This is a genomic window from Neobacillus sp. 19 (assembly GCF_049463095.1).
Classification (GTDB): Bacteria; Bacillota; Bacilli; order Bacillales; family Cytobacillaceae; genus Neobacillus.
Map to the genome: position 1 here is coordinate 11,853 of NZ_JBMPZU010000097.1, position 15,123 is coordinate 26,975.

The 15,123-nt window shown below is 44.3% G+C and carries 7 protein-coding genes; 1 reads left to right on the plus strand and 6 read right to left on the minus strand.

The window, feature by feature from the left end:
• Positions 1-92: 92 nt before the first annotated feature.
• From ACO1D1_RS26090 to ACO1D1_RS26110, 5 genes are read right to left on the minus strand one after another with little or no spacing between them, the layout of a single operon-like run.
• Positions 93-3,200: an alpha-mannosidase gene (locus ACO1D1_RS26090; protein ID WP_149871961.1), complete on the minus strand. Its 3,108-nt coding sequence runs from the start codon at positions 3,198-3,200 to the stop codon at positions 93-95.
• 36 nt (positions 3,201-3,236) lie between these two features.
• Entirely contained in the window at positions 3,237-5,117 is a 1,881-nt protein-coding gene (locus ACO1D1_RS26095) for a beta-N-acetylhexosaminidase (protein WP_423337598.1), read from the minus strand.
• A 35-nt stretch (positions 5,118-5,152) separates the two neighbouring features.
• The gene (locus ACO1D1_RS26100) at positions 5,153-5,773 is read right to left on the minus strand and encodes a YesL family protein (RefSeq protein ID WP_423337599.1); all 621 of its coding nucleotides are present in this window, start codon (positions 5,771-5,773) and stop codon (positions 5,153-5,155) included.
• Positions 5,774-5,812: 39 nt separating this feature from the next.
• Positions 5,813-7,141 (minus strand): glycoside hydrolase family 125 protein, encoded by a 1,329-nt coding sequence (locus tag ACO1D1_RS26105; RefSeq protein WP_149871964.1) that lies wholly within the window; start codon positions 7,139-7,141, stop codon positions 5,813-5,815.
• An 18-nt stretch (positions 7,142-7,159) separates the two neighbouring features.
• Positions 7,160-9,847, minus strand: a complete 2,688-nt coding sequence (locus tag ACO1D1_RS26110) for an alpha-mannosidase (RefSeq protein WP_423337600.1) — start codon at positions 9,845-9,847, stop codon at positions 7,160-7,162.
• A gap of 274 nt (positions 9,848-10,121) precedes the next feature.
• Between ACO1D1_RS26110 and ACO1D1_RS26115 the strand changes: the two genes are divergently transcribed.
• The gene (locus tag ACO1D1_RS26115) at positions 10,122-12,005 is read left to right on the plus strand and encodes a beta-N-acetylglucosaminidase domain-containing protein (protein WP_190284733.1); all 1,884 of its coding nucleotides are present in this window, start codon (positions 10,122-10,124) and stop codon (positions 12,003-12,005) included.
• Between the two features lie 104 nt (positions 12,006-12,109).
• Here ACO1D1_RS26115 and ACO1D1_RS26120 read toward each other — a convergent pair whose 3' ends face one another.
• Positions 12,110-15,106 (minus strand): endo-beta-N-acetylglucosaminidase, encoded by a 2,997-nt coding sequence (locus ACO1D1_RS26120; RefSeq protein WP_423337601.1) that lies wholly within the window; start codon positions 15,104-15,106, stop codon positions 12,110-12,112.
• Positions 15,107-15,123 lie beyond the last annotated feature (17 nt).

Below are 15,123 nucleotides of genomic sequence, written 5' to 3' on the forward strand. Positions count from 1 at the left end.
TCCCATGCGTTTATGTTTATTAGCAGCTTGTTCAAGCCACTGGAACGGATTGAGACCAGTAAAAAAGTCTCCTTGGCAATTTTTTCAGCCTGTTACTGAATTCTAAAGGTTTTGATTTCATACGGTTTGATGTCAAACTCAATTGGTCCAGTTGATGCTACACCCATTGGCTCTTCCATCAAATTGGTTTCCACCCATGAGGTGATGTTTTCAGCAATATTAATGGCAACCTTTCCTCTGCGTCCCTCAAACTCATGTAAACGGATAATGATTCCATTGCCATCATAAGCAGGCTTCACAGCGTCAAACCAAACATGGTCAGCAGTGGCTTCTAAGAATGACGCTTCTTTCGTCCATTTGCCTTCCACAGCAGTAATCGGATCATTGAGATCCCATGCTTTTTCCACTGTCTTCCCTTGGCGCCAGTCACCGATATGCGGATACAGCGAATAAGTGAAGGAATGCTGTCCCTGGTCTGCTTGCGGATCCGGATGGATCGCTGATTTTAATAAGGTTAAGCGCATCACATTTTCCTTAATGTCATAGCCATATTTAGAGTCATTCAGTAAACTTACCCCGTAATCCGGCTCTGACAGATCAGCCCACTGATGGCCGACGGTTTCAAACTTCGCCATTTCCCAGCTTGTGTTCCAGTGTGTCGGACGTTTCACATTACCGAATTGAATATCATAAGTAGCTTCTGTTGCCCGGATATTGACTGGGAACGACGCCTTCAGCAACTTCCGCTTCTCATGCCAATCAACATTCGTTTCAAAATCAATGCGGCGGTCATTATGATAGAAGACAATCCGTTGAGAAATTTCAGAATGATGATACTTCCACGTAACAAGAATACTAAAGGCAAGCTCCCCGTTTTCTGCCACTTCGAATGTTGCGATATCACGGATTTCCTCCATTTTCTCCTGATAGAACAGATCAATATCCCACGCATCATGTGCAAGCGGTTTATCTTCAAAAATTTGCAGGACATTGCCCTTCGTGCCTTCTTCTAGCACCGAGCGCTGTGATTCCTTATCATAAAGTTTCGTCAGCTGACCGAACTCATTCCACTGAACTAGATAATATGGTGTTTCCAGCTTTCGGTCTTGATAGACAAAATTCGATGATACTGGAGCGGCTTCAGCCGGATCAAAATATAAAGTTGCCGCACCAAAAGATGGAAGACTGTTGACTTCCACAAGCCAGCCATTCTCACGTTTTTGATGATTTAGCACATTGCCGTTGCTGTCTTTCCAGACTCCTGCGGCAAAATCATCAAACTGAGAAACGAACACATTTCTTCTGTCTTTTTGATGGCTCGAATTGATTACAACGACAGAATGATCCGCTGCGGCAATTCCGTTTTGCAGAATCTCCTTGTCGACTTGCTGGACAATTTGGAAGGCTTCCGCATATTCTTCCTTTGCATCTTCATACACTTCATGAATCGAAGAGCCCGGAATAATATCGTGGAATTGATTTCGTAAAATAATCTTCCAGCCGTCTTTTAGCTCAGTATCGCCCATCCAGGCGCCATTTTCAGACAGCCAGGAGGATAGGAATTCTGATCTGCGATATAAAAGCTCAAGTTTCCGATTCATTTTTTTCATGAAGGCCTGGCTTGTATACGTACCCCGATGGTATTCCAGATACAGTTCCCCATCCCATTTATGAATATAACCTTTAGACTCTGCCACATTTTGATGAAGCTTTTCGAAGAAGTCACCAGCCGTTGACGCCTTTACATTCGGCATTCCAGGCATCATGTCTAGTTTCTCTCTCATTTCGAGCATGTGGCGATTGACGCCGCCGCCGCCGTCACCATATCCGTAGGAAAGAAGCAGGTCTTTCGATAAATCCTTATCGCGATAGCCTGTCCAGGCGCCTTTCACCGTTTTCGCGGTGATAAATCCGTTATACGTGTAGAACCAAGAGTCCGGACCGTTCCACGGTTCTGGCGTCGTGATAAAGTGTGTTAAAATCTCTGAACCATCGATTCCCTTCCAATAAAAGGTATCATGAGGCATGCGGTTGTATTGATTCCAGCTGATTTTCGTTGTCATCATGGTGTTGATGCCTGATTTTTTCAAAATCTGCGGCAGTGCCCAGCTGTAACCAAACACATCTGGCAGCCAAAGATAGGTACAATCTACACCAAATTCTTCTTTAAAGAAGTTCTTCCCGTGGAGGATTTGCCGTACCAAAGACTCGCCGCTTGGAATATTACAGTCGGCTTCCAGCCACATCGCACCGCCGGCTTCCCACTTTCCTTCGGCAATTCTCGCCTTCATTTGCTCGTAAATGTCCGGATAGTCAGTTTTGATATAATCATAGAGCTGCGGCTGGGTTTGCAGGAATAGATATTCTGGGAACTGCTTCATTAAATGCAGAACCGTTGAAAAGGAACGGGCAGATTTTTCCCTTGTGTTCCGTAAACGCCAAAGCCAAGCGACATCAATATGTGTATGACCAACCGTATGAATCGTAATATCGGACGTTTTCTCGATTGCTTGAAGCGCTTCTGTTAAGCTTGAATCTGCTTCGTAGCACGATTGATAAAATTCAGCACTTCCAGGCTCGGTCCAATTAATTTGCAGCAAGGCATCTTGAAGCAGTTGTTTTAAAACGGAATAATTAGGGTCCGCTTCATTCGTTTCTTTTAGCACTTCATATCCGGCTAAAAGTGTATAGTATAAATTATCCACTTGTGTATCGAGCCAGCCGATTTTCGCCATTTCCAGTTTAAATTCGTTCTCAACCGGAACGCCGCCACCTTCAAGACCCGACCAAAGGCGAAAATCCAGACTCATTGGCCCTTTAGTGATTTCCTTATCAAAGAGGACCTCTTCGTGATTGGAATCGACACCCTGGTATGGTTTTCCATTTACAAATAGTAAGGATTCAAACCCTGAATTATTCCCGCCGCCTGTCTTGCCGAAGGAGAACAGCCCGGCTACCTGCTTGCTGCTGATTGGCAGATGACTATCAATATCTGCATGAAGCCAAATATATCGATCCCGCCCTTTCCAATAATCACCCAGCTTCATCACGCTAGTTTCATCATAAGAAACAGGTGGATAGGCTCCCACTTTGCCATCATCTTCCTGTGCGATAAATTGCTCAATCGCAATGCAATCACGATAACGATAACCCTCTAATTCGTGAATACGGGCTTCAAATTTTCTTTCCGTTAAAAACAATCCGTTCACCCCATTTTGTTATTTTCGAATTTCCCCTTATAAAGAGAAGTTTCCTGCTGTGACGATACGGTGATACACATTGCCGCCAATTAAGCCGTCAAACATTTCCCAAGGCCCATCATGGCGTAATCGTTCCTCTTCTAATTCCTCAATAGCAGAAATCCTGCCCTCCAGCCATTCATGAATCCGATATTTTACCGAGTCCATCCGGGTAATGACACCGCCGTAACGAATATCAATAACCTCCCAGCCAAATGGTTTATAGGCAGCAAACCAGATGTTTCGATGCATTTGACGCAACAGATTCACATTGGCTTGGATCCAATCGAGCTTTGGCAGGAACGCCCTCATTTGCTCGAAGTCTTTTTTCTCATACACTTCTTTGATTTTTATTCCGATTTCCGCCTTCACACTTAAAACTCTGGCCAATTGCTCATAAAACTCAAATAGCTTTTCCCATTTGGGGTTATTGTGTTTCGCTTGTTCCATTTCCGGGACTAGTTTTTGATAATGCTCACCAATGGACAGTCCGCGAATATTTTCATCATATAATCCAATTAAGACATCCTGGTACAATAACACTTTAGAGGTCATCGATATATTCATGTTATCTTTCATCACACCGGGCGTCTCATCCAATCTTTTTAACATCATAAAGTCATCAAAGTGTCCTTCATTAAGGAAAGCAAATCGCTTGGCGGTATGGGCTATGGTTACTTCCTTATGATAGGTGTGTTCTGCAAATAATTGTAAGATTGGCATTGAGGTGGAGAATGGGGTTTCGGCTCCATTGTCGCCCCATAACGTCACAAATACTTCTTTAATACCTTCTTTTTTACATGCAGCCATAGCGGCTTCCGTTGTCGCAATGGCTTTTCCGTAGTTCGGAGCAAGCCCATTCCACGTCCAGGCCCCGCCGGCAAAAATGGTCTTCTTGGCAAGCTGTTTATGATGCCTGAAATAGGTTTCATACACTTCCTGCTCTCCCTGATAATAATTCCAATAAACAAGCTCTACATCAGGAATGGAAGCTAGAATTTCCTCGCGAATGCGGCCGTTTTCATCGCGGTATTTGCTGTCTTCTGCAAACAGCGTGAAGTACATGTCACTCCAGATCATTGGTTTAAGACCATACTTATCGGTAAGGGAAACAACTTTTTGCAGATGACGGTTCATGAGATCGATATGATTCTCAAAACCGTGCTTTTCTAAATATTTACCTAAACCGAGCTGGAAGGTCTCATCCATGCCAATATGAATCCGCTTCGTCTGAAACGGTTCCGAGGCTGCCCTAATACAGTTTTCCAAGAATTCATACGTCTTCGGCTCATCTACTAATAAAATGTCGTCTGTGTCTTTTATACTAGCAGCATCATTCCATTTAAGCGCTTCCCGCAGGTGGCCCAATGCCTGAATACAAGGGATCATTTCAATCCCTAATTTTCCGGCATAGTCATCACAGGCTTTCAACTCTTCTGTTGTATATCTTCCCCGCATATAGCCAAAATAGGGATATTCCTTTACCTCGTACGTATCCTCTGTATAAAGCATCAAGGTATCTAATCCCATAACTGCCATTCTTCGGAGCAGCTTTTCGATATCAGCAACGGTTGGCACGGCATTTCTTGATGCATCCAGCATCACACCGCTCAATTCAAACTGTGGATTTTCCGAAAGATCAAACTCATGGTCTTTATGAAAATGTTCGAGCCATAATCCTAAAGCCCGGAAAAAATGAATCGGCTTATCAAACGTTATTTCCCCATGGCCGTCTTTATTGGCTGCCCTTAATGGTCCATGTTGATTTTTCACATCAATCGGATAACCTTTCGTTGATAGGTGAATATTTAACTGTTTTGCGATACCTCGAAGACCCTCCGCAACAGAAGATACGTCTCCCCTTACGTGCAGTTCCATGATCATTCCCCCTGTTTTTCCAACATCCAACATGATTACTGCTGTTGTACTCGTTTTTCTAATGAGGCAAATCGGCCAAGACAAACCTTCATCATCCAAAGGGCCGGTGCGACCGCAGATATAAACAGGACGAGGCCGGGATACCGATTCATCACATAGCCGATAAAAATTAACCCAATTCCAATCAAAAGGGTAGATGGTAAACTTGTCACGGTAAACAGAAACGACTGCCTGATATATTCTTTATTTGACAGCTCGTAATGGACATAGATGGCAAAGAAATAACCAACAGCCATTAATAGGACAAAGATTAGACTGTAAAGAATAATTAATAGAAGGCTGGCAAAAACACCTGTCATCAACTGTTCAGCAATACGGATATCAACAAAGAGAAAAAGGCCAATGCTGTAAAACACAAGGCCTATTCCATTGCTTCTTTTCCATTCTTTAAAATAGACTTGCTTAAACGTCTTCCATACAGGTATATCCGTATCTTTTCTCAGCCATTTCCGGACAATAGTGAACAGGGCGACGGATGCCGGAAAAAAGCCAAAGACCCCTAATCCCAAGATGGTAAAGGCAATCCAGTACAGATTGGCCAAGATTGCCCTCCAAATCCATTCACAAACGACAATCATCCATGGCACTTTTTTCATGATCCATCACCCTTTCAAATGACTAAACTTGACTGTTTCTTACGCTTGATTGCCTTTGTTCTTCATTAATTGATTATAAAGCGGACTTCCTTTTACTGCCTTACCCGTTAAACTTAAGACGAATTCACTGAACATGGTGTTGGCCCATGCAAACCAATCCCTTGTAAATTCTTCAGGGCTATCAGCGTTAAAGCCTTCATGCATAAAATGAGTACCACCGTCTGTTTGTTTAAAATAAGCTAAAATTTCTTGTTTTTCTGCTTCACTCGTTGTGGTCATTCCTTGGATGGCCAATGCGATATGCCAAATATAATGATCAGGCGTATGCGGACTGCCAATTCCATTAGCATATTTTCCTTCATAATAATAAGGATTATCCCTGCTTAAAAGGAAGGAACGTGTGTGTAAATAGGTTGGATCATCATACGAAAGATAGCCTAAGTACGGTGCTGCAAGCAGGCTCGGAACATTGGCATCATCCATGACATTCACTCGGCCTTCTCCGTCTGTTTCGTATACATACATGTCGCCATGAATCGGGTGGTCCAGCTTCGCGTATTGTTCAATCCCCTTTTGAATTTCACCGCGAAGTTTCAGGCATTCTTCTTTAAGTGCTGGATGGTTTAATACATCACACATTTCCGCTGCATACCCTAAGACGACTACGGCAAACATATTAGCCGGGACAAGGTAGCCGTATGTGCAGGCATCATCGCTTGGACGGAAAGCACTCCAGGTCATACCTGTCGGAACAACTCGTCCTCCCTTGCCTTCACGGATCAACGTATCTGACTGGCGGCAATCCGTACGCTCAAAGCGGTAAGGAGATAGCTCTTCATGATCCTGCTCTGTCCGCCATACCTGAATAATGGTTTCCACTACCTGTTGGAACGTTTCATTTATTAGAGTAGTCCGTCCTGTCGACTTCCAGAATAGGTAGGCTAGCTGGATCGGATAACATAAGGAATCAATTTCATACTTCCGCTCCCAAATATGCGGTGTCATCTTGGTTAAATCCGTTTGATGCCCTTTGCCATTTGCTGTTTGATTAAACGCATTGGCATACGGATCATGCAGGATGAAATCAAATTGCTGGCGAATGACTCCTTCAAGTAGAGCAGCCATTTCTTCATCCTCTTCAGCAGCAAGTAAATAAGGTCTAACCTGTGCGGCTGAATCTCGCAGCCACATTGCCGGGATATCCCCGGTAATCACGAATGTTTTCCCATCTTCTTGTTTCTTCAACGTAGTGGTATACGTATTAACAAAGCATTGCTCAAACATATGCTGTAACTTTTTATCGTGCGGAAAAAATTCGTTTACATGTTGAATCAGTTTTTGCATGGATTCAGGAATTACTGAAGTCATTTGTACCCGCTCCTATCTCTATTTTTGAAAACCTAATGTGATAATTTCGTATTTTCCTACTTCATATGAATCTTTGGCATTGTCTGACTGTTTTTCTAGGATGTTGCTTTTATAGGATTCATGGTCCTGGATATTGGCCTGAAGATTAGTCTTTTCTTCGGCCGGATTAAACCAGCGAACCATCACATCATCTCGCTCTTCCGCTACCCTCATGGACGTCCATACAAGTCCATTGGATTCGGATTGAACAAATTGATGTGTCTCCGGGAACGCCCCTTCATGGATGTCCGTCTGAACAACGACGAGCGGAACTTTGTATTGATAGGCATCGACAAAGGCTTGTGACTGAATGACATCTTTCTCGTGCGGCAGCACTTGCCATTCTGCAGTCTGCATCCCTAAGCATTGTGCTTCCGGTGTCGGGAAGTAGCCCCAGTCCCCAAGCTCGGCTGTCGCACGAAGCACGGTAACCGCAATGGTGCCATTCTCCGGGATAATTTCATATTCTTGCAAACCATCTGTTGCTACGGTTAATCCCATTCTCTCATCCGCCAGGCTGGCAAAGCGCTGCTGGTGATGGCAGAAGCTCGGATTCTCCCACTCTTTTTCCGGTGTGTTCGGGCGGGTGACTATTTCAAAAATACTGTCTGCTTGATGTGTTTCTGTCTGTAAACCTGTTGGGAACAATACACGCAGACGGTGGTCTGTAGCTTGGTTGTCAATGGTCAGTTTAAATGCCGGACCCTTCATTCCCTTTTCAAGGGTAACAACCGTTTTTAAGGTAATCGCAGTCATTTCGTTCGATCTGCCTGACGCTCTTTCTTTGTGCCAAATAAGCTTATTGCGTTCGATTGCTAAGCGATCGTCCGCTGAAACCGGGATCGATAACGTATGTGTAAACTCCAGGACGGTTCTGAGTGTGCTTCTTTCTAACCATGTAAATTCTGCCGGTACACCCTTTGTCGTAATTGGGGCATGTCCCTCTGCTTCCTTGTACATATATTCGTTTCCAACATCTCCTGTGTCCTCATAAATGCCAAGCTGATGGAACGACTCCCCTGTTTCCTTCTGCATGAGATCATAGCTGCCGTCTTCATGAAACTGTAGATGTACATATTCATTTTCCATTTCGAACTGGGTATCGGAAGCAGGTACATCCTGCTGCACTCCTTCGGTACCCTGTACAAGGTAGAAGGTTTTATAACCAAATGACGGTACGCCCTCCGCGAAGAACGAAACCTTTGCCCGTTTGGCAAAATACGGCTGACGGAATTTATCATCCGGCAGATCGTAGCCAAATTCGACTGCAGGTTCCTCTAGCTGCATGTCTACCATATTACCTTCCCCATCAACCAGCATATAGCTTGGCGTTTCCTTATCCTGTAGGTAGGCTGGAATTTCTTCGAAGTGCATTTGTGAAAAATACACTCTTTCCAAGTCAACTATTTGGGTGATGACTTCATTTTTCTCCCAGCCTGTCGTATTCATAATAACGAGTGGAATACCGCCTTCAGGTGTCTGCGAAGTATCAACTGTTTGTGCCAGCTCAGCTGCTTTTTCCCTGACAAACACCTCTCCCATTTGCGATACCGTTTCAAAACGGGTAACCATTTCACGGTGAACTTCATCTACACTGCAGCCGCAAATACTGTCATGCGGGTGGTTCTTCATGAGCGATTTCCACATGAAGCGGACATATTCCCTTGGGTAGCTGCCGCCTGCTAAATAATTCATGGCCGCCAGCGGCTCAGCATTTTTCTCTAAAAGGGTTTGACAGTGATGATTCATTTGCTTTAAATAAATCCGGCTTGACGCCGTATTGACTAGGGTGGACCAGCCGTCTGTCCGCTGATTGCGCAATTCCCCTTCAATGACCTGCAGCTCCTCAGGAAGAGCTTGTTTTAACTCTTCCGTATATTCATTAAAACTTGAATGCTTAAATTGATAATCAGGATAAAGAGCCGATGCTGTTTCAATCGCCTGTGGAATCGACTTTTGCAGCGGCTGATGATCACAGCCGTTCATAAACAATAATTGATTCGTTGAAGCATATTTTTCAGCATCCTCGAGTTTCTTATCCCAGAACGCTTTCGCTTCCTCTTGATCCACCGGGATTTCATTCCCATTGGAATACCAGTTAGCAAATAAAATTCCTAAAACACTTGAACCATCCGGTGATTTCCATATCATTTCGGAATAGGGTGATTCATAATCAGGCACATCTGATACGGTGTTATTAAAGCCCGTCGGCTTCACTCCCCTGCCAAAGGCAGCCGTATCGATTCCCGCCTGCTTTAAGAGCTGAGGGGCCTGCCCGTAAATACCGAATGTATCCGGAAAATAGCCGATTTTTGAAAAATGTCCATAGGCTTTCGTATCATTCAACCCAATCAAAAGGTTGCGGACATTCGCTTCCGAGCTTGTTAAAAAAGCATCCTGCAGTACATACCAAGGGCCGATATGAAGTTTTTCCTCTTCTATTAATTGCTTAACCAGTTCTCGATTTTCCGGGTGGACAGCGAAATAATCCTCGAGCAGAACCGTCTGCCCATCTAGATGAAACGACTGAAAACCGCTGCCGTCCTTTTTGAACTGTTCAATAAGATTATTCATAAGCTGAATGAAATAATAGCGGTGTGTTTCGAAAGGCAAGTACCATTCCCTGTCCCAATGGGAATGGGAAATAATATGGGCTGTCTTTTTCATGAGACTTCCACTCCTTTTACTATTTAAATGCGAAAACGCTGTCATTATTGAATGATAAAGTATTTCCACTCTTACAATAAAAAAAGCTGTCATAAACAGCAATAGATTCACCACAAGTCATAAAGTTATTTCAGTGTATATAAAATTAATCCATTTAAAAAGAAAAGCGCAAACGATAAAATAAACATAACGGATGGAACGTATAAATGTAAGCGTTATCCAATCAAGTAAAATAATTGGTTTCTTGTTACCAGATGATAAAGGAGATTTACTTATGACTAATACAACTGTTTCTGAAACAACAGCTGCTGCGGCATCTGCAGAAGAAAAAGCACAAATCGAATATGAGATCTATCCTATACCACATCAAGTCACCTATCATGAAGGTTCATTGAAATTTGACATGGCGATCCAAGTCATCTACGACGATACCATTGATTCCGTTACGAGAAAAAAGCTGGAAACCGTGTTGAAACAAAATGGCTGCCCGGCTCCGAGTGAAGGGACCACGCCCGCTGATGACAAAATCAATATTTTAGTAGGAACAATAGGCTCAAACGGCCCTGTCGATACCTATGCGGCAAAAGAAGTAAACGCTGATGGCATGGATTTTTCTAAAATTGATGCGTATCAACTAGACATTCAAAAGAATGTGATTACGATTCTGGGAAAAGACACAGATGCCAGCTTCTATGGTGTCCTATCGTTACATGCCATTTTATCGCAAGCCGCTGACAAAGTCGTCCGGAATGTAACCATTCAGGATTATGCCAATACAAAAATCAGAGGGTTTATTGAGGGGTACTACGGCATTCCTTGGAGCAACGAAGACCGCATGTCGCTTATACGCTTTGCCGGCCAATTTAAAGCGACCTCTTATGTATTCGCACCAAAGGACGACCCGTATCACAGGGAAAAATGGGCGGAAGTTTACCCGCCTGAAAAATTAGCGGAAATTAAAGAAATGGCGCAGGTTGGAAATGAAAATAAAACCCGTTTCGTTTGGACGATTTCCCCATTAACAGAGGTAGCCAAAATCTCGCAAACAGGCGGCGACCCGATGCTTGAGCTTGAGGAAAATACCGATAAGATGCTTGCCAAGTTTGAACAATTATATGCTGTCGGTGTACGGCAATTTGGTGTGTTGGGCGACGATGTCGGCAGCCTGCCGCATGATTATGTTGTTGCCTTAATGCATTCAGTTTCGGAATGGGCAATAGCAAAAGGCGATGTCTATGATACCTTGTACTGTCCGGCAAGCTACAATTCCGACTGGGCTTGGATTCCTGCCGAGTTGAATGCCTATGAAAAAGGATTCGATCAAAACATCCAAATCTTCTGGACTGGGTCAACGACTTGCGGGCCGATTGTCCAGTCAACCATCGATACATTTAAAACTTTAGAGAATGACGGTGTTGACAGAAGGGATCCATTATTCTGGCTTAACTGGCCAGTAAATGATGTCGATATGTCGCGCGTCTTTTTAGGCAGAGGGGAAATGCTCCAGCCGGGGATTCAACATCTAGCCGGTGTGGTGACAAACCCCATGCAGGAAGCAGAAGCATCAAAGCTGTCTATCTTCGCTGTATGTGATTATGCATGGAACACAGAGGCATTTCATGCGCAAAAAAGCTGGGAAGACAGCATGAAATATTTCGAGCCTGAAGCAGCGGAAGAGTTTTATACTATCGCAAAACATATGTCAGACGCTGACCCGAATGGTCTTAAACTGTCCGAGAGTGAAGAGATTAAGCCTTTGCTAGACTCCATCACATCTAAAGTAAATAATGGTGAATCGTTAAAAGACGCGGCTCCCAAAGCCATGGCCGAACTGCAAAAAATCGCCGATGCCGCAGATGGATTTTTGGCAAAAACCAAAAATGAAAAGTTAAAAAATGAGCTCGCACCCTTTGTCCAGTCATTACGTGATCTGGTTCTGGCGGATATTGAGTATATTAAAACGATTCTCGCTGTTGAAGCAGACAACAAAGCAGGCTCAAGGGATCATTTTGAAAAAGCAACGGCATTACGCCAGCAAAGCTTAAACTATGATCGCCCGCTCTTAGAAGGCACGATGAAAACAATGCCCGCAAAGAAAAGACTGCAGCCATTTACAGCTAACCTGGAGGAAAAGATTTTACCAATGGTCGCACAATAATAAATCGGTCCAAAAAGGGGCTAGGCCACCGCTGGATAAAAGCAGCGGAGACCTAGCCCCTTACTTGTTAATTCTGAAGAGAGGATGAAACAGGAAAACCGCTCCTATGATTCCTTCTTCAATTGCTGGATCTTTTCCATGGCCTGAACGAGTCGGTCATAGTTTGTGACTTGCTTTCTTAGTGTTGGATGGAGCTTATTGTAGGCTACTTTACAATCGTTGACGATGTGTTTATCGGCAAGCGTCAAATCGTTAACATCTGGCAGATTGTTGATTTGATGAATGACCTCGGTTACCTTTTCGTTCAAATAGGCCACGCTGTATCTTAGGCTTTCTCTTTCACCTTCGGTTTGAACCGTATAATAGATTCTTCCCGCTTCCGTGCTGCCAAAGTCTAACTGATCGAATGTGATGGTTCCATCCGTTTCAACTGTCTTCTCTGCCAGAGCAACATCCGTATCCAACGATTTATATAAGCGTACTGTCTGACCTTTCTTCACTCTTTCAAGTGTAACCTGATCGTTTGCGCCGGCATTATTTTCTGCCTTCACAAAATGCATCATGCTATTTTCTGTTCGTGGGAGAGCCGCACTTTCAAACATCTGCCATTCATAAATCCGGATCGCACCCCATGGAGAGGTTCCGCTATTGTAAATTTGCAGCTTGAATTCTTTTGCGGTCACCGGCTGGTCTAAGACGATATCCGTTACCGCTTTCGTATTACCGGTAATCTTTTTGGCGCTGACCCACTCGCCATTATCATTCTTGTAAAACAGTTCAAAATCAACGGTATTCATGTTGCTGGCTTCCCCGCCATATTCGGCATGTTCCACGCGCCAGCGACGGATGGTTTTCTTCTCACCGATATCAATTGTCATGTACCCAGTTTTGGCATTGACCGCACACCATTTACTGTTACCAATGGCCGTGCCGTCTAAAGCTTTAACTGCAGGCTCGGCAGCATTTTCTGCTGATACACCTGTAACCTTTGCATTTAGAGCCACGTTCGCTGAGGTCGGATTGCTCTCAACCTCTGTTGCATCTGTTCCCATCCCCCAGTCAAAGTCAATTTCAGCTGCCTCGCCGCGCACATAATCGCGATTAACTGGAACAACCTTCAATGTAGTCATGTTATCACTCGATGCGTTTTCCACGGTCCGGGTAATATTAGGCGTGTAGAAATAGTTATTCGGTGTTACCCCTAAAAGTGTATCCTTTCCATCAGCATTCTCTTGGTACACCTCATAATACAAGTCATTATCTTTGTCAGCCCAGCTTAGACGGGCCTCCGCCTCAAATGCGGTCCTAGGCATTTTTTCTATAATCTTCGCATCTGCAGGTTTCGTTAAAACCGGTGCCTTGGCATCATAGACGGACAGCTGGCCTAAATGGATCGAATAGTTGTCCATTTTTTCCGCATTGCTCACTTTCAGGCTTAACGCATAGGCTGTTTTTCCAGCATCCTTTCCAAGATCGACGACTGCTGTCTGCCAGCCATCACCAGACTTAGACAATGGATAATATTTCATTTGATCTTGTGCATAGTCTTCACCGTATGCCACACCAAGCGACACCTCAGCACCGGTTGGATTTTGATAGACCACACGAACCTTTGTATTATCGGTTACATCCAGTTTCGTGCTGTACAACATGGTGTCGTTGACAGAACCTGCATCAAGTGTGCCGCTGAATTTCAGGGAGTTGCCGCCGTTATAGGCCTTTTCAAAATCATAAGCTACGTTGATTCGGCTTCCTTCATGGCGGGTCCACCAGCGCCAAGTCGGCATGATGTCCTGAATGGAGCGGTTATTCCACTCAAGCTCACTGGCGGTTTTTCCATTTACAAAATACTGTTTTCCGTGCCCGCTGTTAAAATTGGTGGTAAACGGCATTTCCTCAATGACAGACGCATCCGTCACAAAGCGCGCCATCCCTTTCCAATTGGCAGAATCATCGGCAAGAGTTGGGTCGCCCTGAGGGCCTGTCCACAACGTTTTCTCTTTCTCATGGAAGTCAGCTGGGTCCTTCGCCAATCCCATGGTGGAGTTTGGTGTATAGAGCGCGATGGAAACCTTTGGCTGCTTGTTCTCATCCAGCAGGGCATCCGTATTAATTTTCGTATTATACGAATTGGCTTGAAGTTCAAAACCTGCATAGGCATCAAAAGGACTGCGCTTATGTCCATTCATGGTCTCAACCGTTGTGTTAATTTTGCTGGTTGTCCAGTTGTAGTTTAAAAAGAATTCATCAACGGCATATACACCATCTTCCGCAGGTTTTACATACATATCATTCTTGCTGTTGATGGAATCCTGATAGTTAATCGCTCCATTATTATCCTGCGCATCGTACCAGCTTACATGTAGTTTGGAATTCCGCTTGATATAGCGCATCATTTCATTCATGCGTTCCGCCGTTTCCTTGCTGACTCCGTAGGTTTCTTGGTTAAAGAAATAACCATCAAAACCGTAGTATTCTGCTATTTCAATCATTTTGTCTGCCACCGGGAAACTTCCATCAGCCTCCTGCTTGGTAAACTTCTCGATTTCGGCAACCCCTTCAGCTGACCTGCCCCACGGGAAACCAAGTGTGGCATAGACGGGAACCCCATTGCGGTGAGCTGCATCAACGATATCCGGTGTTGGAATGGCAAAAACCCCTTCATTCGTTCCTGCCCAATAAATATAGGAATCTAGCAATTGCCAGTTATCAAAGGCATATACATTAAATTCATTGCTTCCGACCGAACTTGCCTCATCGTGGTTCCAAGTGGTAATTCCTGCATTCGTTATACCTGCCTTTGGACTGGCAAGCGGATTCACCTGGGCCCCTTTGAAGCGGTCTTTATTCAACGGAACACTGGCGCGGTTTAACTCGGCGTCCGGATCATTTTCAGGTGACCACTTCAGCAATGTATCCACTCTAAAAGCTGGTGCCAGCGGCTTTAGACTGAGGTGTTCCGCATAATTTTCGTTCACGACATCTGTTCCGTCTCCATTCACTTCGGCATTTGCTCCAGTGGCCCCCATTGAACTAAGTAACATGAAGGCAGCTGAAGCAGATAACAAACGGCTGTAAAACTTATTTCGACTTCTCCACATACGATCCTTCCTCTCCG

Coding starts and splice junctions, on each gene's coding strand:
- ACO1D1_RS26105 (WP_149871964.1), bottom strand. CDS start 7,141: ATGACTTCAGTAATTCCTGAATCCATGCAAAAACTGATTCAACATGTA.
- ACO1D1_RS26095 (WP_423337598.1), bottom strand. CDS start 5,117: ATGGAACTGCACGTAAGGGGAGACGTATCTTCTGTTGCGGAGGGTCTT.
- ACO1D1_RS26115 (WP_190284733.1), top strand. CDS start 10,122: ATGACTAATACAACTGTTTCTGAAACAACAGCTGCTGCGGCATCTGCA.
- ACO1D1_RS26110 (WP_423337600.1), bottom strand. CDS start 9,847: ATGAAAAAGACAGCCCATATTATTTCCCATTCCCATTGGGACAGGGAA.
- ACO1D1_RS26100 (WP_423337599.1), bottom strand. CDS start 5,773: ATGAAAAAAGTGCCATGGATGATTGTCGTTTGTGAATGGATTTGGAGG.
- ACO1D1_RS26120 (WP_423337601.1), bottom strand. CDS start 15,106: ATGTGGAGAAGTCGAAATAAGTTTTACAGCCGTTTGTTATCTGCTTCA.